Source organism: Neglectibacter sp. X4 (assembly GCF_009917365.1).
Lineage (GTDB): Bacteria > Bacillota > Clostridia > Oscillospirales > Acutalibacteraceae > Acutalibacter.
In genome coordinates this window covers 1-19,870 of record NZ_QWLE01000043.1, presented here as the reverse complement: position 1 = coordinate 19,870, position 19,870 = coordinate 1, and the positions used below count along the sequence as shown (strand labels likewise).

At 55.7% G+C, this 19,870-nt stretch carries 17 protein-coding genes and 1 pseudogene; 6 read left to right on the top strand and 12 right to left on the bottom strand.

Going from position 1 to position 19,870, the window contains the following annotated elements:
- Positions 1 to 151: 151 nt before the first annotated feature.
- Positions 152 to 1,975 (bottom strand): ABC transporter ATP-binding protein, encoded by a 1,824-nt coding sequence (locus D1841_RS12885; protein ID WP_160643531.1) that lies wholly within the window; start codon positions 1,973 to 1,975, stop codon positions 152 to 154.
- A 27-nt stretch (positions 1,976 to 2,002) separates the two neighbouring features.
- Between D1841_RS12885 and D1841_RS12880 the strand changes: the two genes are divergently transcribed.
- From D1841_RS12880 to D1841_RS12855, 6 genes are all read left to right on the top strand, one after another.
- Positions 2,003 to 2,308, top strand: coding sequence for a hypothetical protein (locus D1841_RS12880; RefSeq protein ID WP_160643533.1), 306 nt, complete (start codon positions 2,003 to 2,005; stop codon positions 2,306 to 2,308).
- A gap of 87 nt (positions 2,309 to 2,395) precedes the next feature.
- Positions 2,396 to 3,076: a hemolysin III family protein gene (locus D1841_RS12875; RefSeq protein WP_160643560.1), complete on the top strand. Its 681-nt coding sequence runs from the start codon at positions 2,396 to 2,398 to the stop codon at positions 3,074 to 3,076.
- Positions 3,077 to 3,358: 282 nt separating this feature from the next.
- Complete coding sequence (locus D1841_RS12870) at positions 3,359 to 5,431, top strand: elongation factor G (protein ID WP_160643535.1); 2,073 nt, start codon at positions 3,359 to 3,361, stop codon at positions 5,429 to 5,431.
- A 371-nt stretch (positions 5,432 to 5,802) separates the two neighbouring features.
- Positions 5,803 to 6,582: an ABC transporter ATP-binding protein gene (locus D1841_RS12865; protein WP_160643537.1), complete on the top strand. Its 780-nt coding sequence runs from the start codon at positions 5,803 to 5,805 to the stop codon at positions 6,580 to 6,582.
- Complete coding sequence (locus D1841_RS12860) at positions 6,575 to 8,566, top strand: ABC transporter permease (protein ID WP_160643539.1); 1,992 nt, start codon at positions 6,575 to 6,577, stop codon at positions 8,564 to 8,566. The genes D1841_RS12865 and D1841_RS12860 overlap by 8 nt, the downstream gene beginning before the upstream one ends.
- Positions 8,567 to 8,662: 96 nt before the next feature.
- Positions 8,663 to 8,926 (top strand): hypothetical protein, encoded by a 264-nt coding sequence (locus D1841_RS12855; protein WP_160643541.1) that lies wholly within the window; start codon positions 8,663 to 8,665, stop codon positions 8,924 to 8,926.
- A 176-nt stretch (positions 8,927 to 9,102) separates the two neighbouring features.
- Here the strand turns inward: D1841_RS12855 and D1841_RS12850 are convergent, their stop codons facing one another.
- The 11 genes and pseudogenes from D1841_RS12850 to rpmE all read right to left on the bottom strand — a co-directional run bounded on the left by D1841_RS12850 (position 9,103) and on the right by rpmE (position 19,653).
- The gene (locus D1841_RS12850) at positions 9,103 to 9,783 is read right to left on the bottom strand and encodes a transaldolase family protein (RefSeq protein ID WP_160643543.1); all 681 of its coding nucleotides are present in this window, start codon (positions 9,781 to 9,783) and stop codon (positions 9,103 to 9,105) included.
- Between the two features lie 141 nt (positions 9,784 to 9,924).
- The gene (locus D1841_RS12845) at positions 9,925 to 12,327 is read right to left on the bottom strand and encodes a glycyl radical protein (RefSeq protein WP_160643545.1); all 2,403 of its coding nucleotides are present in this window, start codon (positions 12,325 to 12,327) and stop codon (positions 9,925 to 9,927) included.
- Between the two features lie 142 nt (positions 12,328 to 12,469).
- Positions 12,470 to 13,288, bottom strand: a pseudogene (locus D1841_RS12840) (DUF6017 domain-containing protein); the annotation flags it as partial.
- A gap of 181 nt (positions 13,289 to 13,469) precedes the next feature.
- Positions 13,470 to 13,688, bottom strand: a complete 219-nt coding sequence (locus tag D1841_RS12835; RefSeq protein ID WP_160643547.1) for a hypothetical protein — start codon at positions 13,686 to 13,688, stop codon at positions 13,470 to 13,472.
- Positions 13,645 to 14,097, bottom strand: coding sequence for an Rrf2 family transcriptional regulator (locus D1841_RS12830; RefSeq protein ID WP_160643548.1), 453 nt, complete (start codon positions 14,095 to 14,097; stop codon positions 13,645 to 13,647). Before D1841_RS12830 ends, D1841_RS12835 begins: the two co-directional genes overlap by 44 nt.
- Positions 14,098 to 14,172: 75 nt before the next feature.
- Entirely contained in the window at positions 14,173 to 15,267 is a 1,095-nt protein-coding gene (gene rpoD, locus D1841_RS12825; RefSeq protein WP_160643550.1) for an RNA polymerase sigma factor RpoD, read from the bottom strand.
- Between the two features lie 45 nt (positions 15,268 to 15,312).
- Complete coding sequence (gene dnaG, locus D1841_RS12820; RefSeq protein WP_160643552.1) at positions 15,313 to 17,076, bottom strand: DNA primase; 1,764 nt, start codon at positions 17,074 to 17,076, stop codon at positions 15,313 to 15,315.
- A 216-nt stretch (positions 17,077 to 17,292) separates the two neighbouring features.
- Entirely contained in the window at positions 17,293 to 18,297 is a 1,005-nt protein-coding gene (locus tag D1841_RS12815) for a deoxyguanosinetriphosphate triphosphohydrolase (protein WP_160643554.1), read from the bottom strand.
- Positions 18,298 to 18,475: 178 nt separating this feature from the next.
- Positions 18,476 to 19,105, bottom strand: a complete 630-nt coding sequence (locus D1841_RS12810; RefSeq protein ID WP_201751310.1) for a YigZ family protein — start codon at positions 19,103 to 19,105, stop codon at positions 18,476 to 18,478.
- A 66-nt stretch (positions 19,106 to 19,171) separates the two neighbouring features.
- Positions 19,172 to 19,441 (bottom strand): DUF2087 domain-containing protein, encoded by a 270-nt coding sequence (locus tag D1841_RS12805; RefSeq protein WP_160643556.1) that lies wholly within the window; start codon positions 19,439 to 19,441, stop codon positions 19,172 to 19,174.
- Between the two features lie 11 nt (positions 19,442 to 19,452).
- Positions 19,453 to 19,653 (bottom strand): 50S ribosomal protein L31, encoded by a 201-nt coding sequence (gene rpmE, locus D1841_RS12800; protein WP_160643558.1) that lies wholly within the window; start codon positions 19,651 to 19,653, stop codon positions 19,453 to 19,455.
- Between the last annotated feature and the right edge of the window lie 217 nt (positions 19,654 to 19,870).

Genomic DNA, 19,870 nt, shown 5'->3' with positions numbered 1-19,870 from the left:
TTGGAAAAAGGTTTGATCGAAAAACTTTTGAAAGTGCGTTGGGCACGCGAGGGCTTACGTAAGCGCGGAATATCATTCCGCGGCGAAAAATTTTATCCACGTCCCCCGCGTCTTAGGTCAAGCGTTACGCTTGCGCGTCTTGGGTCAAGCGTCACGTTGCCGACTGCATGTCGAAAATGCGCTTGTAAATGCCCTCCTGCTGGGAAAGTTCTTCATGTGTGCCCATCTGGGCCACCTTGCCTCTGTCCAACACCAGAATCTGGTCGGCGTTCATGAGGGTGGTGATGCGGTGGGCAATAAGGATGGTGGTGCCGTGAACGTTCTCCTTAATGGAATGGCGGATTTTCGCGTCTGTCTCCATATCTACAGCAGAGAGGGAATCGTCAAAGATTTTAATGGCAGTGTCCTGCATCAGCATCCGGGCAATGGCTACCCGCTGCTTCTGTCCGCCGGAAATGGTCACGCCCCGCTCGCCAATAGGCGTATCGTAGCCCTGGGCGAAGTTTTCAATGGCGTCGTCAATAACAGCCAGGCGGGCATAATGCCGCACCGTCTCAATGTCCTCCCGGGCCGCGCCGTCGGCAATGCTTTCCCGGAAGGTTTTGGAGAAGAGGAAAGGCTCCTGCAGCACGATGCCGATGTTTTTCCGCAGGTGGGCAATGTCCATTTTACGGATATCCACCCCGCCGATGGTAATGCTTCCTTGGCCCTCCGGTAGCTCGTAGAGCCTGTCCAGCAGGTACATCAGGGTGGATTTGCCGCTGCCAGTGGCCCCCAGGATGCCAAAGGTGCTGCCCGCTTTTACGGTGAAGCTCACGTCCTCCAGCACGCCGGCGCTGCCGGTGTATCCGAAGCTTACGTGGTCAAATACGATGTCTCCGGTGAGGGCGGGGGAAACAGGGCTGGGGCAGTTTTCTTCCTCTTTGGCGTCCAGGATGTCAAACAGGCGGGTGGCGCTGATGGTGGTTTTGCTCAGCTCGCTGAGCAGGCGGCCCAGGTTGCGCACAGGCCACACCAGCATGGAGTTGTAAGCCGCAAAGGCCAAAAACTCCCCGGCGGTAAGCTCCCCCCGCTCCACCAGGAAAGCCCCTGCCACAATGATAACGCACACCTGAAAGCCTGCGAAAAAGTCTCCCAGGCCCCAGTTAATGCCCATCACCTTGCCCAGGCGCACCCACATGCCTGTGAATTCTTCGTTTTTCTTATTAAAGCGGTCGATTTCAAAGCGCTCCCGGCCAAAAGCCCGCACCACCCGCACGCCGGTGAGGTTTTCCTGCACCAGGGCGGTCAGTTCCCCTTCTGTTTCATCGGCTTTCTGGAACTTTTTGCCCACAATGCCGAAGAAAACGAAAGAGGTGACAAACACCACAGGGATAAAGGCGGTGACCAGCAGGGACAGCCGCACGTTCATGGCGAACATAAGCCCCAGGGAGACTACAATCAGCAGGAAAATGCGGATGCACTCCATAAGCTGGTCGCTGACAAAGTTGCGGATGAGATCCACGTCCATGGTGCAGCGCTGGATAATGTCCCCGGTCTGGTGGGAGTTGTGCCAGGCATAGGGCAGGCGCTGGATGTGCCCAAACAGGGTGTCGCGGATTCTGGCCACAGTGCCCTCGCAGGCCCGGGCCAGGTTCATGCGGGAAGAGTAGCTGCTAAGGCTTGCAATGGCGGCAAAGCCCAGGGACACTGCCGCGCATATGGCAATGCTGCCCCGGAGCAGCTCCCGCAGGGCCTCCTCCCCTCCGATGGACGCTATCCACCCTGAAAGGAAGCCGGGAAGCTGGAAAGCGTTGTCGTTTATGACAGAGTCCACAGTGACCCGGATGACCTGGGGAGTCATATAGTTTGCGATAACGGAAATGACCACCATCACCATGGACAGCACAAATTGCAGCCGGAACCCCTTGGTATAGGGGTAAAACCGCAGGATGGTGGACTTTTTCTGTTCCTTCTCTTTTTTCTTCTTTTTCATAACATATGTACCTCGTGCGCTGAAAGCGTGTCAAAATGGTTTTTTCAAAAAAGGTTCTGCGCCGCTGGCGCCATAAAAAAAGCGCGGCAAGCCAAGGCATCCGGCCCCATGACACGGAGGGGCAAAATACAGTTTGGCTATGCCAGCGCGGTTCTGTGCAACGTACAGCAGACAGCGGGCAGGAATGACGGTATAGAAAATATTAGCATAGCAGTGCAAAAAAGTCAACACTGGAAAAAGGTTTTTAAAAAATTCACAAACTTCTTCCTGAAAGCGGTTGATTTTTCTTTTTATAAGGAGTATACTATCATCATAAATGGTTTTAAAAACTAGATGTCGCAAAAATGTCGAATCTCTGCGCAGGGGTTGTTTTCAAAGCAGCCACCGGAAAGGACGGAAGCTATGGAGCAGGCAATGAAAATGAATTTGATGCAAAAAAGAGAGCAGCAGGCGGAAAAGCGCAGACGGCTGGGACTGCCCCGGTACACCCTGGGAGAGGAGATTTTCTCCTCTGTGTCCCATGGGGTATCGGCGCTGCTGGCAGTGGCGGGTCTGGTGCTGCTGCTGGTGTTCTGTGAAAAAACGCCTTTGAAGGTATCCAGCGTTTCCATTTACGGGGCCACCATGGTGCTGCTGTACACTGTCTCCACCCTATACCACGCTTTGGGGCTGAACAAAGCCAAGGTGGTGTTCCGCTCTTTAGACCACTGCACGATCTTCCTGCTGATAGCCGGAACCTATACCCCCATCACCCTTGTCAGCCTGGGGGGCATTCAGGGATGGGCCATGTTTGCCCTGGTGTGGGCGGCAGCGGTGCTGGGCATTGTACTCAATGCCATCAGTGTGGAGCGCTTTAAAATAGTTTCCATGATTTGTTACCTCGCCATGGGCTGGGTGGTGGTTTTTGCCATGAAAACCTTCACCCAGAACGTCAGCCCGGCAGGCTTCTGGTGCCTGCTGGCAGGGGGGCTGTGCTACACCCTGGGAGCCGTCCTCTATGGCATGGGGAAGAAAATTCCCTATATCCATTCGGTTTTCCACCTGTTCGTCCTGGCGGGCAGCGTGCTGCATACGATTACAGTATATCAGGTTGTGAAGTGAAGGGTATATACGCACTGGGGTTGCAGGGAGGTTTTCCGGAAAGGAAGCCGCCCTGCATCTGTTTTGACCAGCCTCCAAGCAGGCGGACTGTCCCAAAATACACAAAAAAGAAAGGTGCTTTACAGAAAATTCAGATATTTTTTCACATTTGTCCTTGTGTTTTTCGGCAGAATGCTATATAATAGAAAAAGCCTTGCAGGGTCTGCCTTGAAAACGGTTTTTAGGGCAGGCTTTGGGGCTTGTGCAAAATACTTATGAAGCCTGTGGAAGGGGCAAACGCTTATGAACCAATATCAGGAAAAGAACATTATCAATCTGGCGGTTGCGGGCCATGGCGGGGCAGGCAAAACCTCCCTGGCGGAAGCCATGCTGTATCTTGCCGGGATGTCCGACCGCCGGGGCAAGGTGGGGGACGGCAACACGGTCTGCGACTTTGACCCCGAGGAAATCCGCCGGAAAACCTCTATCGGCGCGGCGGTTGCCCCGCTGGAATGGAAAAACAAGAAGATAAACCTGCTGGACGCCCCCGGGCTTTTCGACTTTGAGGGCGGCATGTGCGAGGCTATGCGGGCCGCCGACACAGTGCTGGTAGTTATCCCCGGCAAAGACGGGGTAGCTGTGGGTACGGAGAAAGCCTTTGAGGCTGCGTCTAAGCGGGATTTGGCGAAAATTTTCTTTGTAAACGGCCTGTGCGACGAGAGCGCCCGGTTCTACCGGGTTTTTGAGGATTTGAAGGCCCAGTTCGGCCCTTCGGTGTGCCCGGTGGTGGTGCCCTATATTCAGGACGGCCAGGCCAACATCTATGTGAATTTGCTGGAGTATAAGGCTTACGATTATTCCGACGGCAAGCCTGTGCAGGTGGCCATCCCTGACATGGGCGACAGGCTGGAAGGCCTGCGCACCGCCATTTATGAGGCTGTGGCGGAGACAGATGACGCGCTGTTTGAGAAGTATTTCGCCGGGGAAGAGTTCACCCCCGAGGAAGTGATTGTAGGCGTGAGCAAGGGCGTGAAGTCCGGCACCATCACGCCTGTGTTCTGCGGGGACGCCATGCTTATGCGGGGCATGGAGCAGTTTATGGACGGCCTTGCCTGGCTTGCCCCCTCCGCCCAGGAAAAGGCCGGGGAAATCGGCACAGATGTGGACGGAGAGCCTGTGGAGCTTACAGTCAACAGCGAGGGCGCTGCGGCGGCCATTGTCTTTAAGACTGTGGCAGATCCCTTTATCGGCAAGCTTTCCTATTTAAAAGTGATATCCGGCAAGATTTCTACAGAGTCCCAGCTTGTGAACATGCGCACCGGCAACACGGAGCGGGTGGGCAAGACTGTGATGATGACAGGCAAGAAGCAGGAGGATGTGAAGTTTATCGGCGCAGGCGATATCGGCGCCATCCCCAAGCTTACCGCCACCAACACAGGGGACACCCTGTGCAGCCCGGCCCGGAAGGTTGTCCTGGAAGGCGTGGAGTATCCCACTCCCACCTTGTCTATGGCTATTGTGCCGAAAAAGAAGGGCGAAGAGGACAAGATTGCCCAGGGGATGCTGCGGCTGGCAGAGGAAGATCCCACCATCCGGTTCCAGTCCAACACAGAAACCCACGAGCTGGTGGTAAGCGGCCTGGGCGAGCAGCACCTGGATGTGATTGTGTCAAAGCTCAAGGCCAAGTTCGGCGTGGAGATTACTTTGAAGGATCCCAAGGTGCCTTACAGGGAGACTATCCGCAAAAAGGTGCAGGTGCAGGGTCGGCACAAGAAGCAGACCGGCGGCCATGGGCAGTTTGGCGATGTGTGGATAGAGTTTGCCCCCTGCGACAGCGAGGGCCTGGAGTTTAATGAGCGGGTTGTAGGTGGTTCTGTGCCCAAGGGCTTCTTCCCCGCTGTGGAAAAGGGCCTGCGGGAGTGCATCCTCAAGGGGCCGCTGGCAGGATACCCTGTGGTGGGCCTGTCTGCCACCCTGTATGACGGCTCTTACCATCCGGTAGACTCCTCTGAAATGTCCTTTAAGATGGCGGCAACCATTGCCTATAAGAACGGCATGCCCCAGGCAAACCCTGTGCTGCTGGAGCCTATCGGGCACCTGCGGGCCACTGTGCCTGACGGCAACATGGGCGACATCATGGGCGAGGTGAACAAGCGCCGGGGCCGCGTGCTGGGCATGGAGCCTGCGGGCGCAGGCAAGCAGACGGTAGAGGCAGAGGCCCCCATGGCGGAGATGCATGATTTCAGCACCTTTGTGCGCCAGTGTACCCAGGGCCGGGGCAGCTTTACCTTTGAGTTTGAGCGGTATGAGGAAGCCCCCGCTAATGTGGCTCAGAAGGCTATTGAGGCCGCAAAGGCTGAAAACGGCGAGGACTAAGGCGGAAATACAGAAACACGGGCCGGCGCGGCGTTTAAGCTGCGCCGGCTTTTTCTGTCTCTGGCCACCCCCAAAAACTTCTGGGATGCACAAAGCGGCGGGGAATAAAAACGTACTGTGCCCGGTTCTCTGCCGTTTTGATGGATAAAGGTTTTTGAAGATTGATAAAGAAAGTTGCCGAAGGCAATCTTTTGAACTTCTTTTCCTTAAAAAAGTTTCCTTTCCCGCCGGAGGCTGCCTTACAAAAGTGTAAGACAGTCTTTCCGATTTGTAATGCCGCCGTAAGGTTTTCGTAAAAACTAGCGGGTATACTGGAAGCAGAAAAAAGGAGGGCGGCGAAAGGCGGCCTTATAGAAAAGGAGTAATTGGAAATGGCATTGTTAAGCGTGCAGCATGTGAAGAAAATATACGCCACCCGCCTGGGCGGGGCCAAGGTGCAGGCCTTGGCGGATGTGGATTTTACCGTGGAGCAGGGGGAGTTCACCGCTATTATGGGTGAATCCGGCTCTGGCAAAACCACCCTCTTAAACATCCTGGCAGGGCTGGATAAGCCCACGGGCGGGGAAATCTTTTTAAACATGCGGAATATCTGCACTTTGGGGGAAAAGGAGATTTCCGCCTTCCGCCGGGATAATTTGGGCTTTGTGTTCCAGGATTTCAACCTTCTGGATACCTTTTCTATCCAGGACAACATCTTTTTGCCCCTGGTGCTGGCTGGGAAGAAATTTGACGAGATGCAAAAGCGTCTGGAACCCATTGCCCGGGGGCTGGGGATTGTAGACATCCTGCAGAAATTCCCCTATGAGGTTTCCGGCGGGCAGAAGCAGCGCACCGCCATTGCCCGGGCCATCATCACAAATCCCCAGCTCATTCTGGCGGATGAACCCACCGGGGCGCTGGACTCCCGCTCTGCCGGGCAGATATTGCAGATTTTCGAGGACATAAACAGCCGGGGCCAGACCATCCTCATGGTTACCCACTCCATCCAGGCCGCCAGCCGGGCCGGGCGGGTGCTGTTTATTAAAGACGGCCAGGTGTTCCACCAGATTTACAGAGGGGACATGGACGGGGATCAGATGTACCAGAAAATTTCCGATACCCTCACAGTCCTTGCCACCAGCAGGGAGGAAGGGGGCGCATACCATGGCTAAAGGCCTGTATTGGAAGCTTTCCTGGGGCAACCTGCGGAAGAATTACCGCCTTACCCTGCCCTATCTGCTCTCCTCCACCGGTATCTGCATGATGTTTTACATGCTCTGCGCTTTAGGCGGGGGCATTGACAAAAGTGCCATGTATGGCGGCAACTCTGTAGCAGCCATGATGGAGTTGGGCGTGTACGTTATCGGCATATTCGCTGTGATCTTCCTGTTCTACACCAACAGCTTTATCATGAAGCGCCGGAAAAAGGAGCTGGGGATTTATAACATCTTAGGCATGGAGAAGCGCCACATTGCCCGGGTCATCCTGGCGGAAACCCTGCTGACAGCCCTTGCCACCCTTGTGCTGGGCCTGGGAATGGGCATCCTCTTTTCCAAGGTGCTGTTCCTGGCCTTGCAGAAGGTGCTGGGGCTTACGGTGCCCATCGCCTTTCTGGTGCCCCCTAAAGCTCTGGCAGCTACGGTCATTTTGTTCCTGGCGATTTTCTTCCTGCTTCTTTTGTATAATGTCTTGCAGGTGCGGCTCAGCAAGCCTATTGAGCTGCTCCATGGCGGCGAGGTGGGGGAAAAAGAGCCGAAAGCCCACTGGCTGCTGGCAGTGCTGGGCGTCCTGCTGCTGGGGGCCGGGTATTATCTGGCAGTTACCATCCAGTCTCCCATTGAAGCCATGATGTTCTTCTTCATCGCCGTTGTCCTGGTGATTCTGGGCACCTACCTGCTGTTTGTGACAGGCATCACCGCCCTTTTAAAGCTTTTGAAGAAAAACAAGCGCTTCTATTACAAAACCCGGCATTTCACCGCTGTTTCCGGTATGCTCTACCGCATGAAGCAGAACGCTGCGGGCCTTGCCTCCATCTGCATTTTGTCCACCTGTTTGTTGGTGACAGTGTCCACCACCTTCTCCCTCTACACAGGCATTGAGGATTTAATACACAGCCGCTATCCCCGGGAGTATTCCCTTATCATGCAAAACCCAAACGACGCCGCCATCGAGACGATGCACACGCTGGCGGGAGAGGAGGCCGCAAAGCTGGGAGTGTCCCAGGAAAATGCCTATGAATACAAGGTGCGTATGTGGAGCACAGCCCGCACAGGCACAGACTTCCACATCGGAGACGACAGCTACAGCACCACCTATGCCATTTTCCAGGCCTGCACCCTGGAGGAGTTCAACCGCTTTTCCGGGCGGCAGGAATCCCTGGAGCCAGGACAGGTGCTGCTGTCCGACCCCCGGAACAGCTTCGACAGCCCCGCCATCTCTTTTGATGGTAAGGAGTTTTCCGTCAAGGAAACGGACTATGCTGCGGAAGGGGAGATGAACGCCGTGGTGTACGAGGTGTACACCATCGTGTTCCCAGACGAAGAAACCCTCTTGTCCCTGTTAAGCCAGGAGCAGATCGGTGTCTATAGAGCGGATGTGCCCCAGTGGTACTATTATTTTGACCTGAGCGGGGATGACGAGTCCTTGCAGGCCTTTTCCGATGCCATGGACAGACACATCGAGGAGGATTTCCCCATGGCGGGGGTAAAGTTTGAATACCTGCGCACAGACGATGCCTTTAACGCCCGGGAGGATTTCCTCTCCCTGTATGGCGGCCTGTTCTTCCTGGGCATGTTCTTAGGCCTTCTGTTCCTTATGGGGACGGCGCTGATTATCTACTATAAGCAGATTTCCGAGGGCTATGAGGATGCCCGCCGCTTCTCCATCATGCAGAAGGTAGGCATGAGCCGCCAGGAGGTGAAGCGCAGCATCCACAGCCAGATTATCCTGGTGTTCTTCCTGCCCCTGCTTGCCGCCATACTCCACCTCGTCTTTGCTTTCCCCATGCTCCAGCGGATCATGACCCTGATGAATATGGTAAACTACCAGCTCGTCCTGTTTTCCACCATCGGCTGCGTGGCAGTCTTTGCCCTGTTCTATTTCATCATCTATGCATGCACTGCCCGCACCTATTATAAAATTGTAGAGCAGGGCTGATTCCTCCGCCATAAGGGGCTTAAATAAAGCGTATGATTCCCCAAAAACTTTTGCGAAGTGCATATAACCCAATTTTACCCGTAAGGAGCTGTTATAATGATAAGCGCGATTTTTGAACTGATTAGTGCCTGCGCCCATTTTATGTGGGATCTCCTGTGCGCGCTGCTGAACCTGGGCGGGAGTTTGCTTTCCGCTGTGTTCACAGTATTAAGCTGGCCCTTTAAAGCCTTCCATGGCCTTTTGCAGGGCACCCTCCATTGGACGCCCCTGTTCCTGGCCGTCTGCTTTGTCCTGGGCGCTCTGGTGCTGGGATTTGCCCTGCTGGCGGTGGTGAACCAGTGGCGGCGGAAATATAAATAAGTCCCAAAAAGCCGCGCCTCTTGTAGAAGGGGCGCGGCTTTTTTGCGTCTGTGTTTTCCGGCAAAGCCGGCTTATAGTAAACGCACTTGAAAAAATCGGCACATCCCGGTTTTCAAGCCAGACGGCTGAGCCACTTAGTTCAAAAGAGGCATTCTGCCTCCTTTGAACTGCGTTACCTATAAACAGTCCCGCATGGTGCGTCCAGGGCCTGCAAGGGCTTCAAAGTCCTGCACAAAGGCCAGCACAGCGCTGTCTATGGCAGGGTTTTTCACAAGGGCTTCCAGCACCTCTGGGGGAAGGGTGGCAGCGCCTACCCCATGCTTGCACAGCTCCAGCACCTGCTGGGAGTTTTTAAAGCTGGCGGCAAGCACTTGGCAGGGGATGCTGTTTTTCTCGAAGATGTCATGGATTTCCTGTGCGGCCCTAATACCGTCACAGCCCATGTTGTCGATACGGTTTACATAGGGCGCGGCATATTTTGCCCCGCACATGCCCGCCAGATATGCCTGCATGGGGGTGTATATGGCTGTGGCGGTAACGGGGATACCCTCTGCCGCCAAAAGCTTCATGGCCTGAAAGCCCCAGGGTACAGCGGGCACCTTCACAAAGGTATTAGCGCCCAGTTCTTTTACAATGCGCCGGGCTTCCTCCAGCACCTCTTCCGGGCAGGAGGACACAGCCTGGGCGTGAAGCTGGGCCTCCTGCCCAATGAGGGCGCGGATGTCATGCAGCACCTTAAAAGGCGGCTGCCCGGATTTTTTCAAAATGGTGGGATTGGTGGTGACGCCTGTTAGGGGGTAAACCTTCCACAGGCGCTCTATGGCCTGTATGTCCGCGGTATCTATCAACAGCTTCATCTATTTCCATACCTTCCTGTAAAAAATTGGTTCCCCTTCTCATCAAAAGGGTTTGCAGGGGTCTGGGGGCGCTGGTTCCCATTGGGAACCGTCAGGCGCTGATTGAGCCGGCAGGCGAGACCCAGAACCCCCAGCAGGCGCCTAGAACACCTGCTCTGTGCGGGCGATGATGTCGTCCTGGGTTTTCCGGGAGAGGACGTTAAAGAAAGCGCTGTAGCCTGCCACCCGGACAATGAGATCCCGGTGGTTTTCCGGATGGGCCTGGGCGTCCAGGAGGGTTTCCCGGCTTACCACGTTGAACTGGACATGGTAGCCCTGGAGGCGGTTAAAGAAGGTGCGCAGCAGGAGCATCAGCTTCTGGCAGCTTTCTTCCTTTTCCAGCAGTTGGGGGGTAACCTTCTGATTTAACAGCACGCCTCCGGTAATTTCCTTTGTGGGCAGCTTTGACACGCTTTTAAACACAGCGGTGGGGCCGTTTTTGTCGGCGGCGTGGCTGGGGGAGCAGCCTTCGGCTAAAGGCTCGCCTTTTTTGCGCCCGTCCGGGGTGGCAAGGGTGCCTGCGCCCTGTGGGACGTTGGCGGAGATAGAGCTGGTGCCCGCATAGTATACGCCGCCAATGGGGCCGCGGCCGTAACGGGTGTTGTGATACTTTTTCATTTCGTCAATATACACGTTATAGGCGGCTACCACCAGCATATCTACATAGTCGTCATCGTTGCCATACTTGGGGGCAGCCTGCAAAAGCTCCCGGATTTCCTCATAGCGGGGGCCTTCAAAGTCAGCCTGAAGGGCCTGCCAAAGCTCTGCAGGAGATACAGCCTTGTCCTCAAAAACCACCTTCTTCATGGCGGCTAAGCTGTCCGCCAGGTTGGCAATGCCCACCTGCAGGTCGCTGATAAAGTCGTATACCGCGCCGCCCTCCTTCATGTTCAGGCCCCGCTCAATACAATCGTCGGTGAGGGCAGAACAGAGGATGTCGGCAGTGTCCTGCTCCAAAACCATATCGCAGGTAGCGTCTATAATGGTACACTGGCGGCACATCTCCCGTATCACCTTATCCCAGCACTGGAGCACCTGGTCAAACGAAGTGAAATCCTTAAAGTGGCCTATGCCCTGGCACAGTTTTGTGCCAGAGGCCGGGTCAACCCCATTGTTCATGGCAATGAGCAGGGCTTTGGGGAAATTTAAAAAGCTCATGCCTGTGCAGCGGTAGCCCCACTTGCCAGGGACAGCGGTTTCCACGCATCCAATGGCGCTGTAGTTGTAAGCATCCTCCGGCTTTACCCCTTTCTCAATAAAGCTGGGGATAATAATTTCGTCATTGTTAAAGGCGGGCATGCCGAATCCGCAGCGCACCACCTGGATGCACTCCCGGAGGAAATCATCGGGGAGGTTTTTATGGTAGCGGACGGTCAGGTTCGGCTGGGTAAGGTGGCACCGGGCCACTGTGCGGATGATAAGCCAGGAAAGGAGGTTCGTGGCGTCTTTGCCGTCTGCTGTCTGGCCCCCCACCGTTACGTTCTGGTACAAGGGCGATCCGGCGGAAAACTGGGTGTGGCTCCAGGAACGGATCTTATTAATGGTGTAGGTTTTCAGCCACAGGCAGCACAGCAGCTCTTCCGCCTGCTCCTTTGTGATTTTCCCTTCCGCCAAATCCCGCTCATAGTAGGGGTTCAGATACTGATCCATCCTGCCGTAAGACAGGCTGTGCCCGTTTGACTCTATCTGCAAAACCAGGTGGACAAGCCACAGGCTCTGCACAGCCTCCCGGAAGGTTTCCGCCGGCTCCCAGGGCACCTTATAGAGGATGCGGCTCATTTCCAGAAGCTCCTTTTTGCGGGCTTCATCCTGGGTTTTGGCGGCAATTTCCGCCGCTAAGTCTGCATACCGTTTGGCGAAAGCTTTCACAGCCTCTGCCACAATGAGGATGGCCCGGTAGAAATAGCTTTTCTGTATGTTTTTGTAATCTGTCAAATCCAGTGCGTCCAGCTTCTCCTTTGCCCGGCGGGCATAGTCCTTCAGCCCCAGGCCCAGCAAGCCCCCATAGTTTACCGCGCAGTGGGCGTCGCCGCTGGTGATGTTGCCCTCGGACTTGATAATGCCCAGGTCGTAATACAGCTTCGAGTGAGGCGGGAACGCTGCCAGCCCTCTGTCCAGCAGGGTGTTGTGCTCCCAGAAGGGGGCGATTTCCCGCAGCTTTTCTTTATTCTCCTCTGTGATGCGGAACACGTCCCCATCCCGTTTGTCAAAGGAGTCCAGCTCGTCTATCACCCACTGCATGGCATATTCCGGGAAAATGGGGGCGCTGCGGTTGGTGCTTGCCTGGTTCCCCGCCAGCAGGGTTTGAGGCTCAATGAAAATGCTCATGTGGGACAAAACGTTTTCCAGCATCAAAGCCCGCTTGATGGCAAGGGGCTTGTCGCTATGCTCCCGGTAAGACTGGGTGGTGAGTACAGCCCGCTCTACGCAGATTTGGGGCTGTGTTCCCAAAAGCGCCTCCCGGAAATCCGCCATCCGGGGGCTGAGCCTGCCAAAATAGTCCATATGCCGCCTTCTTTCTTTTCATATGAAAGTAAAGAGCTTTCTTTCAATTGAATAGTACCACAATTTCCATGCACTGTCAAGGCGCGGGGAAAGAAAGGGAGTGTCCAAAGGCAAAGTTAAAGGAAGTATAAGAGTGAAAAAAGAACAGCAGCCCCAGCAGGTATTTCTTGATGTTGCGGATTTTCGTGGTGTTCTCCCGCATACAGTCCATGACGAACTCAATGTGGCCGCTGTTCAGTTTCATTAGCTTGGCCTTTACCAGCTCGGCGGGGTAGTCGTCCCCGGCGACACGGATTGTCTTGCGGGCTGTGCAGACGGTTTCCACCAGCAATTCCACGATGCCGTCCAATTCCTCCGGGTCGATCTTGGAGTGGTGCAGGAGGTGGTCGTATTCGATATTCTCCTTGATGATCTCCCGATAAATCTCAACGGCGCTCTGTGTGGCCGCTTCCGTTCCGTTCCTTTCCGGCGGCGAAGCCGCAACAGCCCCAGCGGGAGGGGGCGAAAGGGAGGGAAAGGAATGGGTAATTGATAGGTCTGTAATTCTTGGGTCTTTACTTTGTATATCTTTATTTAATTGCGTTGGATTTTCCAACATAGGTTTTTCCTGCGTAGGATTATCCAATGTTGGATTTTCCAACGTAGGTAAATCCAATGCAGGCGGCGTCTGCGGCTGTTCATAGATCACATAGTCCGCGCCCCGCAGCCGTCCCCGTTCGTCACGCTCCCGCGAACGGACGATGTACCCCGCCTGCTCCAACTCCCGGATAGCCTGCCGGATGGCGTCGATCTTTTCCCGGTTGATAAGGGCCAGGCCCTTTAACGTATAGTCCCAATCTTCCGGGAGTGACAACATTTGCGACAACAGGCCCTTGGCTTTCAGGGTCAGATCTTTGTTCCGCAGGTGATGGTTCGACATCACCGTGTACCCTTTGTTCCTCTCCACGCGGAATACTGGCATGGTTCTCCGCTCCTTTCGGTGTCTGGACATAAAAAAGCGGCGTCCCATCTCCCCGGCAGGGGATATGAACGTCGCTCATGCGCCGATATTCGATTTTTTAGTACATATCATGCTTGTCCGCCGCTCGAAAACCTTGATTTTCCTATACTTTCAGAAGTTACGTTATCTAACCTCAGCTTTTTTAGTTCCATTTTTTCCCCAGGTAAAACCGGTTCCCTGCTTCCTCCGCCGCCAGGATGTCTCCCTCCCGCAGCATCATCGCCACAAGGCCCGGATAATTCCGGTCGCCCTTTGCCACGCCGGCCTGCTCCAGGGTCACTGCCGCCTGGGGGCTTACGGACCCGGCCTTTTTCAGCTTAGCCAGTATCCTGTTCCGCTTTATCAAAACCAGCGGCACCATCGCAGCAGCCCTCCTTTTCCTCCGCGCAAATCACGTCAAAGGTGTAGCTGTCAAGTTCCCGCCGCACATCTTCGGAAATCTTCTCATAGATTTTATGCAGCCTGCAGTGGGCGCGCCCGCAGCTATACTCCTCCTTCTGGCACCGGCTGAGCATATATTCCCCTTCCACCGATTCGATCACCTGCCGCAGGGTTATCTCCTCCGGACCCTTTGCCAGGGTGTACCCGCCCTTTGCCCCTTTATAGGAGCACACCATGCCTTTTGCCACCAGCTCCCGCAGGATTTTTAGGGAAAACCGCTGGGGGATCTGCATCTGCTCGGAAATGGTTCTGGCGTCGCACCGGCAGGGGTGCTTTGTCAGATATTCTACGATTCGTACGGCGTAGTCCGCTTCCAGTGTCATGAACATACGCTACTCCATCATCTTTCCTCAGAGTGTCTGTTTCCAGCCGGCCTTTGTGAATCAGGCGGGGCATTGTGCCGCTCAGTCCAGGAAATCCTTCAGCTTTTTGCTCCGGCTGGGGTGCCGGAGCTTCCGCAGGGCCTTGGCCTCAATCTGCCGGATCCGCTCTCTTGTCACGTTAAATTCCTTGCCAACTTCCTCCAGCGTCCGGCTTCTCCCGTCCTCCAGGCCAAACCGCAGGCACAGCACCTTGGCTTCCCGGGTGGTGAGGCTGTCCAGCACATTGCCCAGGGTTTCCTTCAAAAGGGTGTGGGAGGCCGCGTCTGCCGGGGCGGGGGCCTCGTCGTCAGGGATAAAGTCCCCCAGGTGGCTGTCCTCCTCTTCGCCTATAGGCGTTTCCAAGGATACAGGCTCCTGGGCCACCCGCATAATCTCCCGCACCTTGTCCACCGGCATCTCCAGCTCCTCGGCAACCTCCTCGGCGCTGGGTTCCCGGCCGTTCTGGTGCAGAAGCTGGCTGGAAACCTTCTTCACCTTGTTGATGGTTTCCACCATATGCACCGGGATGCGGATGGTGCGGGCCTGGTCGGCAATGGCCCTGGTGATGGCTTGGCGGATCCACCAGGTGGCATAGGTGGAAAATTTAAAGCCCTTGGTGTAGTCGAATTTTTCTACAGCCTTGATAAGCCCCAGGTTGCCTTCCTGGATTAAATCCAGGAACTGCATCCCCCTTCCCAGATACCGCTTGGCAATGCTCACCACCAGGCGGAGGTTGGCCTCTGAAAGCCGCTTCTTGGCGCTCTCGTCCCCGGCGGAAATCCGCACCGCCAAATCCTTTTCCTCTTCCGGGGTCAGAAGGGGCACCCGGCCAATTTCCTTTAAATACACTTTCACCGGGTCGTCAATGGAAACCCCGTCCGCGCCAATGCCCGGCTCCATGGGATCCCCGCCGCTCACCTTGGCAAGCTCTGCGTCGTCCAGTTGGATATCGTCAAAGTCCTCCACGATTTCCACGCCGTGGCTCTCCAGCGTATCATAGAATTTTTCTATGTGCTCCGGGTCAAAGTCCAGCTCCCCCAGCGCGTCCAGGATTTCCTTTGTGCTCAGTTGGCCCTTGCCTTTTCCCAGCTCCACCAGGTCTTTAATAATCGTTTTCTTGTCCGGCTGTGCGCCCATGCGTATACCCATCCCTTTCTTTATGCCTGTCCTGTGCCCTTGCTGCTATGCCTTCCTGTCCCGCAGCGCCTGTATCCTCCGCTGTATGTCCTCTTTAGAGGCTTCCCGCACCCACGCGGGGTCTGAAAAGCCCCCGTCTGTTTTGATAATCCTGGCGTATGCCTCCATGTCCTTCCACTGGGAAGGCACCTCCGCCGTCTCCGCCAGGATGCGGGTAAACTCCGCTGCTTCCTCCCCGGTAAGCTCCTGGGAAAAATCTGCCAATGATACTTCTGCATACCGTATTTTACCCAGCAAAAGCTTATATACTCTCCTGTTATATGCTGTCACGAATTTTTCCGGCGGCAGCAGCGCTTCCAGGGCCTTTGCCCTGTCCTGGTTCCGGTAGAGGAACGCCAGCACCCGCTCTTCCGCCAGGGCTGCCCGCAGGTGCTTCTCCTTCTCCGGGTTGGCCCCTGCTTTCACAGCCTTGATTTCCTGCTGCTCCCGTATAAGCTTCTTTTCTTTCTTTTTCGATTCCCGGGCTGCCTGCCTTCCGGCTGTGGCCAGAATCCCGGCTGTATCCACCCCGGTTTCCCGGGAAAGCTTCTGGGCATAGACCTCCCGCTCTGTCGGCTCCCCGATGCGGGAAATCACCTGCTCCACCGCCTCCCGCAGGTAAGCCACCTTGCCCTCGTTCGTCTCCAGATCATACTTTTCCCGGATTGCGTCCATGCGGTATTCCACATCAGTGCCCCCGCTCTTTAAAAGCTGCTTAAAGCGCAAAGGCCCGTTTTCCCCATGAAGCTTCATAAATTCGTCCGGATCTTTGCCCCCCGGCACTGTCACCACCCGCACCCGCAGCCCTGTCCCCCGCAGGATGGGAATGGCCCGCTGGGTAGCCCTGCGCCCGGCCTCATCGGAATCATAGCAGAGTATTGCCTCGTCGGCATAGCGCTTTATCACCCGGGCCTGCTCCTCGGTAAGGGAGGTGCCCAAAGACGCAATGGCGTTTGTAAACCCTGCCCTGTGCAGGGCTATCACGTCCATATATCCTTCCGCCAGTATCAAGGTGCGGCTGCCCTGGTTTTTCGCAAAGTTCATGGCAAAAAGCCCGCTGCTTTTGTGATAAACCGGGGTGTCCGTGGTGTTGATATACTTGGGCTTCTCGTCTGTGAGAATCCGCCCTCCAAAGGCCACCACGTTTCCCCGCAAATCGAAAATAGGGAACATCACCCGGCCCCGGTAGCGGTCGTAGGGGTTGTTGTTCCTGGACATGCGGGCCACGTCCGCCTGCACCAGTTCTTCCGGTGCATACCCCTTGCCGCGCAGGTGGTTTACCAGGGCAAACCCTGAGTCCGGGGCATACCCCAGCCCAAAGTGCCGGATGGTCTGCCCGTCCAGACCCCGCCGCTGGAAATAGTCCAGCCCCGGCCTGCCCTCTGGGGTGCCCAGGGTTTTAAAGAAAAACCGCCCGGCTTCCCGGTTTATTTCCAGAATGCGCATACGCAGCCGGGTCATGCTGTCGTCCCCGCCCTCCTCCGGCAGGGCCATGCCTGCCCGTTGGGCAAGCCATCGGACAGCCTCGGGGAAGTCCAGCCGCTCGATATTCATGACAAACTGGATAACCCCGCCCCCGTTGGAGCACCCGAAGCAGTAGTAGGAGTTGTTGTCCGGGTACAGGTTAAAGGAGGGTGTCTTTTCATTGTGGAAGGGACACAGCCCCACCAGGTTTTTTCCCCGGCGCTTAAGCTGCACATATCCCGCCGCAATGTCCTCAATAGGGCTGCGGGCTTCCAGCTCCCGCAGAAATTCCGGCGAAAACGCCATTTGCCCACCCCTCCTTTCAAGCCTTTTTGAAAAAAGGCTTGACCCAAAAACCAACCGCCCCATCCGCTGTGAGAGTCACAGCCTCTCCGGCCCGGTGCCCAAACGTGCAGAGTTCAGCCAGACCAAGACCCTAAAGCCAACTGTCCCGCCTGCTGTGAAAGCAGCGCCCCCTCCGGCCCGGTATCCGGGTATGCAAGCCGCGCTGCTCAGACACTTTTAGACGCCCAGATGCCATGCCTTGGGGATAAACAGATCCTGATAGCTGGTGATAGCAAAATGATCCGTCATGCCCGCCACATAGTCGCAGGCCGCCCGCTGAGGGCCTTCTTCTTTGGCAATTTCCTGCATATAATCCGGCAGCCTTTCCGGGTGCTGAAGGAAATACAGGTACAGGCTCTTGATAATGTGGGGCACCTTTGTCTCTTCTTTTTTGGCATACTCGTTAAGATATACCGCCTCATGCATAAAGCCTTGCAGCTTCTCGTAGGCATCCCGCACGTTCTCATCCATGCCGATAAGGCCTTCAAAGCTGTTTGCCACCACAGAGCTTATCAGGGTGGTAAGCCTTTGGGTTTTGGTGCGCCCCAGCTTGTCCGTTATTTCCGACGGGATATCCTCCTCCCGGAGCACCCCCGCCCGGATGGCGTCGTCAATATCGTGGTTTATGTAGGCAATGCGGTCTGCCCACCGCACAATCCGCCCTTCGGCGGTTTCCGCCTCCAGTCCGTCTGTGTGGCACAAAACCCCGTTTGCCACCTCGTAGGTCAGGTTCAGCCCCCTGCCGTCCTTTTCCAGTCTTTCAATCACCCGCACGCTCTGCTCGTAGTGCCGGAAGCCTCCCGGCATCAAGGCGTTCAAGGCCCGCTCCCCGGCGTGGCCAAAGGGAGTGTGCCCCAAATCATGGGCCAGGGCCACCGCCTCCGTCAAATCCTCGTTCAGCCGCAAAGCCCTTGCAATGGTGCGGGCAATCTGGGAAACCTCCAGCGTGTGGGTAAGCCGGGTGCGGTAGTGATCCCCCTCTGGGGAGAGGAACACCTGGGTCTTGTGCTTTAAGCGCCGGAAGGACTTGCAGTGTATCACCCTGTCCCTGTCCCTCTGGTAAGGGGTGCGCAGGAGGCATTCCTCCTCCGGGCGCCTGCGGCCCTTCGTATCTGCGGACTGGGCCGCCCAGGGGGCCAGCCCTTCCTTTTCCCGCCGCTGTATCTCGTCTCGTACCGTCACAGCCTGTCCACTCCCTTCTCCCGCGCGCTTTAAAGCGCATGTCCGGTTTTGCCTAATATATACGCAAAAAACAGGCCGATTACTTTTTTCTAAGCGAGAATTTTTGGGTTTTTTTCAAAAGAAGCGCCGGAGAAAATGTACTTTTAGTATATTTTATAGAGCGGGGCAGCCTTTGGGGTCAGGGAAGGGGGAAGGGAAAAAACTGTTCCCCTTCTTCCGCTATAGCCGCCTTGCCGCCAGTGGCATCTGCCAGGCGCTTTTCCAGGGCTGGGAGGCTTTCAGGAGGAAGGTGGAAGCGCAGGGTAACATCCTCCAGGAAATCTGTGCTGTCCACCACGCCGCCGCAGTCCGGGATAACAGCGGCAGCCCTGCCGTAAAGGGAATAGCCGCAGGAGGCGGAGAGCAGCAGGCAGCGGCGCATCAGCACCTTCCCTGCCGCCTGCAGCCCGATGGAGGCTGTGTGGGAATAAGCCCGCACCAAGCCCCCGCCCCCCAGCAGGATGCCGCCGAAATACCGGGTGGCAACCACCACCGCGTCCGTCACCCCGGACTTCTTCATGGCCTCCAGCACCGGGATCCCCGCCGTGCCCTGGGGTTCCCCGTCGTCGGAAAACCGCTGCACGCCTCCCTGCCGGAGGATATAGGCATATACATTGTGGCTGGCGTCCCAGAAGCGCTTTTTCTTTTCATTGATAAAGGCCAGGGCCTCCTCCTCCGTCCGCACCGGGCGGCAGGCGCCGATAAAGCGGGACTTCTTCTCCACAAACTCCGCATCGCCCTCGCCCATCACAGTGATATATTCCATCATGCCCTCCCCGCTTCCGCGAAAGGATAAAGACGGCGCAAAAATACGCCGTCTTTCAGTTTCGCAAACTTATGGTGTTTCTTCCGGGGCCATCTCGTAAGCTGTGCCGTAAGCGTCCCGGTTGAGAAAACGGTGGTCGTAAAGCTCCCGGCGCAGTGTGGCAGGATCGTGAAAAACGTGCCACTGGTTCAGAAGATCGTTTACCTCCCGTTCCGTATAGGCCCTGCCCCGCTGGAATTTCCCCGCTAAATACCGGAGAGCCTCCTGCTTCATGGCCTGCTTTGCCGGGAAACGCAGTAGCCTGCCGCTTTCATCCAAAAAATTTTCCAGCGATTTCATAAAACTCTCGCTTACTTCAGGCCATAGCGCTTCTTGAACATATCCACGCGCCCGCTGGTGTCAACCAGCTTCTGCTTGCCCGTGAAAAACGGATGGCACTTTGAACATATTTCGACCTTGATATCCTTCTTGGTAGACCGGGTCTTAATCACGTTGCCGCAGGCGCAGGTGATAGTAGTCTCCTGATAGTCGGGATGTATATTCTGCTTCATTCTCGTTTCACCTCTTTATCCCTGTTCGTTGTTTGTGTCCGCAGGCCTTCCGGAAAGCGGTTTCGGCACGCCGCCGTGAAAGCATACTGAATCGTCCGTTAGTATACCACGTTTTCAGAAAAAAAGCAAGAATTTTTTTGGGCGGATGTCATAATTGTTTTAGACACTTTGAGAAAGGCATCTAAAACAATTTTTTATTTACAGGCAGTGTGAGAGG

What these genes read in the sequence shown, in the direction of transcription:
- D1841_RS12885 (WP_160643531.1), bottom strand. Translation starts at nt 1,975, where the DNA reads ATGAAAAAGAAGAAAAAAGAGAAGGAACAGAAAAAGTCCACCATCCTG.
- D1841_RS12875 (WP_160643560.1), top strand. Translation starts at nt 2,396, where the DNA reads ATGAATTTGATGCAAAAAAGAGAGCAGCAGGCGGAAAAGCGCAGACGG.
- D1841_RS12870 (WP_160643535.1), top strand. Translation starts at nt 3,359, where the DNA reads ATGAACCAATATCAGGAAAAGAACATTATCAATCTGGCGGTTGCGGGC.
- D1841_RS12865 (WP_160643537.1), top strand. Translation starts at nt 5,803, where the DNA reads ATGGCATTGTTAAGCGTGCAGCATGTGAAGAAAATATACGCCACCCGC.
- D1841_RS12860 (WP_160643539.1), top strand. Translation starts at nt 6,575, where the DNA reads ATGGCTAAAGGCCTGTATTGGAAGCTTTCCTGGGGCAACCTGCGGAAG.
- D1841_RS12855 (WP_160643541.1), top strand. Translation starts at nt 8,663, where the DNA reads ATGATAAGCGCGATTTTTGAACTGATTAGTGCCTGCGCCCATTTTATG.
- D1841_RS12850 (WP_160643543.1), bottom strand. Translation starts at nt 9,783, where the DNA reads ATGAAGCTGTTGATAGATACCGCGGACATACAGGCCATAGAGCGCCTG.
- D1841_RS12845 (WP_160643545.1), bottom strand. Translation starts at nt 12,327, where the DNA reads ATGGACTATTTTGGCAGGCTCAGCCCCCGGATGGCGGATTTCCGGGAG.
- D1841_RS12835 (WP_160643547.1), bottom strand. Translation starts at nt 13,688, where the DNA reads ATGGTGCCGCTGGTTTTGATAAAGCGGAACAGGATACTGGCTAAGCTG.
- D1841_RS12830 (WP_160643548.1), bottom strand. Translation starts at nt 14,097, where the DNA reads ATGTTCATGACACTGGAAGCGGACTACGCCGTACGAATCGTAGAATAT.
- rpoD (WP_160643550.1), bottom strand. Translation starts at nt 15,267, where the DNA reads ATGGGCGCACAGCCGGACAAGAAAACGATTATTAAAGACCTGGTGGAG.
- dnaG (WP_160643552.1), bottom strand. Translation starts at nt 17,076, where the DNA reads ATGGCGTTTTCGCCGGAATTTCTGCGGGAGCTGGAAGCCCGCAGCCCT.
- D1841_RS12810 (WP_201751310.1), bottom strand. Translation starts at nt 19,105, where the DNA reads ATGATGGAATATATCACTGTGATGGGCGAGGGCGATGCGGAGTTTGTG.
- D1841_RS12805 (WP_160643556.1), bottom strand. Translation starts at nt 19,441, where the DNA reads ATGAAATCGCTGGAAAATTTTTTGGATGAAAGCGGCAGGCTACTGCGT.
- rpmE (WP_160643558.1), bottom strand. Translation starts at nt 19,653, where the DNA reads ATGAAGCAGAATATACATCCCGACTATCAGGAGACTACTATCACCTGC.